Raw genomic sequence first — 1,356 nt, forward strand, 5'->3', positions numbered from 1 at the left:
TTAAGTTATAAAGGGCGCACGGTGGATGCCTTGGCACTAGGAGCCGATGAAGGACGGGACTAACACCGATATGCTTCGGGGAGCTGTAAGTAAGCTTTGATCCGGAGATTTCCGAATGGGGAAACCCATCATCCGTAATGGGATGGTATCCATACCTGAATACATAGGGGATGGAAGGCAGACCCGGGGAACTGAAACATCTAAGTACCCGGAGGAAGAGAAAGCAAACGCGATTCCCTGAGTAGCGGCGAGCGAAACGGGATTAGCCCAAACCAAGAGGCTTGCCTCTTGGGGTTGTAGGACACTCTATACGGAGTTACAAAGGAACGGAGTAAACGAACAAGTCTGGAAAGGCTGGTCAGAGAAGGTAACAACCCTGTAGTTGAAACTTCGTTCCCTCTTGAGTGGATCCTGAGTACGGCGGGACACGTGAAATCCCGTCGGAAGCTGGGAGGACCATCTCCCAAGGCTAAATACTCCCTAGTGACCGATAGTGAACCAGTACCGTGAGGGAAAGGTGAAAAGCACCCCGGAAGGGGAGTGAAAGAGAACCTGAAACCGTGTGCCTACAAGTAGTTAGAGCCCTATGCATATTTCCTTTGGAAACATGCTGGGTGATAGCGTGCCTTTTGTAGAATGAACCGGCGAGTTACGATTGCATGCAAGGTTAAGTTGAGAAGACGGAGCCGCAGCGAAAGCGAGTCTGAATAGGGCGTCTTGAGTATGTAGTCGTAGACCCGAAACCAGGTGATCTACCCATGTCCAGGTTGAAGTTCAGGTAACACTGAATGGAGGACCGAACCCACGCACGTTGAAAAGTGCGGGGATGAGGTGTGGGTAGCGGAGAAATTCCAATCGAACTTGGAGATAGCTGGTTCTCTCCGAAATAGCTTTAGGGCTAGCCTCACGAAGAACGAGTCTTGGAGGTAGAGCACTGTTTGGACTAGGGGCCCTCATCGGGTTACCGAATTCAGACAAACTCCGAATGCCAAGTACTTAAACGTGGGAGTCAGACTGCGAGTGATAAGATCCGTAGTCAAAAGGGAAACAGCCCAGACCACCAGCTAAGGTCCCAAAGTATACGTTAAGTGGAAAAGGATGTGGGGTTGCTTAGACAACCAGGATGTTGGCTTAGAAGCAGCCATCATTTAAAGAGTGCGTAATAGCTCACTGGTCGAGTGACCCCGCGCCGAAAATGTACCGGGGCTAAACGTATCACCGAAGCTGTGGGTGTACACCGTAGGTGTACGCGGTAGGAGAGCGTTCTAAGGGCGTTGAAGCTAGACCGGAAGGACTGGTGGAGCGCTTAGAAGTGAGAATGCCGGTATGAGTAGCGAAAGATGGGTGAGAATCCCA

Annotated in this window: 1 rRNA gene; it reads left to right on the forward strand. The window is 51.0% G+C overall.

Annotated features, from left to right (window positions below):
• Positions 1-1,356: ribosomal RNA gene (locus tag NST02_RS23705) — 23S ribosomal RNA — on the forward strand; the annotation flags it as partial.

Origin of the sequence: Robertmurraya sp. FSL W8-0741 (assembly GCF_038004005.1) — a bacterium.
In the GTDB taxonomy this organism is placed as follows: domain Bacteria; phylum Bacillota; class Bacilli; order Bacillales; family Cytobacillaceae; genus Robertmurraya; species Robertmurraya siralis.